Source organism: Bradyrhizobium sp. P3_C3 (assembly GCF_056402655.1).
Genome location: NZ_JBFUGY010000136.1, coordinates 1 through 1204, shown reverse-complemented (window position 1 = coordinate 1204; position 1204 = coordinate 1). Strand labels below are relative to the sequence as shown.

Genomic DNA, 1204 nt, shown 5'->3' with positions numbered 1-1204 from the left:
GTGGATGCGGTGAAGCCGTTACACGCCCAGTGGCCGTCGTCCGACGAACCACGCGTATCTAGATAGGCTCACCGCTCCCTCTGACAGCATGATGTGGCGGCCAGGCGTCGACCACGAACAGAAGCATGAGCTCGGCGGCGTGGCGTTCACTCGGGAGGCTTGACATCATCGGGCCCATTACAGAAGGGCGTGTACCCATAAGGAGGAGAGTCAGCTTTTGGGTCCAAGGAGAAATTCTTTGCTCAATCGGAGTATTGCCGGTTTTGACCCGTTGCGGACTTTTTTTCGAAAACATGCGCGCTGTTTCAGGGAACATGCCTGGTTGTCTTTCCGGATAGGCGCTCATCCTAACCTCGTTCATATTCGACAGCCAAAAAAACACCTCAGCTGGTAGTGCTGCAACCAGCCCTGCCATCATCACGGCAAACGGGTCGATGAAGGGAAATCCAATGCATAAGGCCGCAGCACAGCTGAGAGCGGCTCCCGCGATCGTCGTTGCCAAAAGACGGCTTTGCCACCAATCAACCGCAGCCAACAGCCACGCCGGAAGGATCGCAATCACGTATGCCATTTGCAAAGCGCGTCAACAAATTCTCCGGCATTAGTAGGCAGATGGCGCCGCTGACGCTGCCATCGCCTATTTTTACGGCCATGTATTTGCTTCTAAGTGCGGATTGCAGGGAACTAAGTGCACGGCAAAGCGCACATAATGCGGATTGGCTTTAGGCCGTGCGACCCGCCGTCTCGTCAGACTCACATTGCACCTCCAGTACAATGACCCAGGGGCCCCCTTATTATCGGCGCGAGGTGCGGTCCTTGCGGCAGTTGTTTGAGTCAATGCTGCCGGAAATGTATTCGACGTTGCTGGAGCAATGCCGCAAACGATCCGGGGCGCGGGGTGGCTGTGAGGTCAGTCGAAACCGATCGGCACAGCCTGTGAGCCCGACTGCGCCAAGCGTCCCGTTCCTTCCTCACGTCTGACAATTCGTTGCGGAGCAGCTTGATAATTTGGCGCTGGGTGTCGATCTGCGCCTGTAGCAGAGCCATTTCTGCCCGTTCCCAGCCCGCAGCGTCTTGCCCCACTGACTCGCCGGAGGCATGTCCCTCGGCCGCTCCAAAGGCGTACACGCGRTGCAGCAGCAACTCGGCGGTGTCGATCTGGCCACACGCGGTGCAGCAGCAACTCGGCGGTGTCGATCTGGCC

1 protein-coding gene is annotated in these 1204 nt (G+C 58.0%); it reads right to left on the bottom strand.

Going from position 1 to position 1204, the window contains the following annotated elements:
- Positions 1-58 precede the first annotated feature (58 nt).
- The gene (locus tag AC1DW2_RS43775; RefSeq protein ID WP_477009209.1) at positions 59-571 is read right to left on the bottom strand and encodes a hypothetical protein; all 513 of its coding nucleotides are present in this window, start codon (positions 569-571) and stop codon (positions 59-61) included.
- Positions 572-1204: the final 633 nt, after the last annotated feature.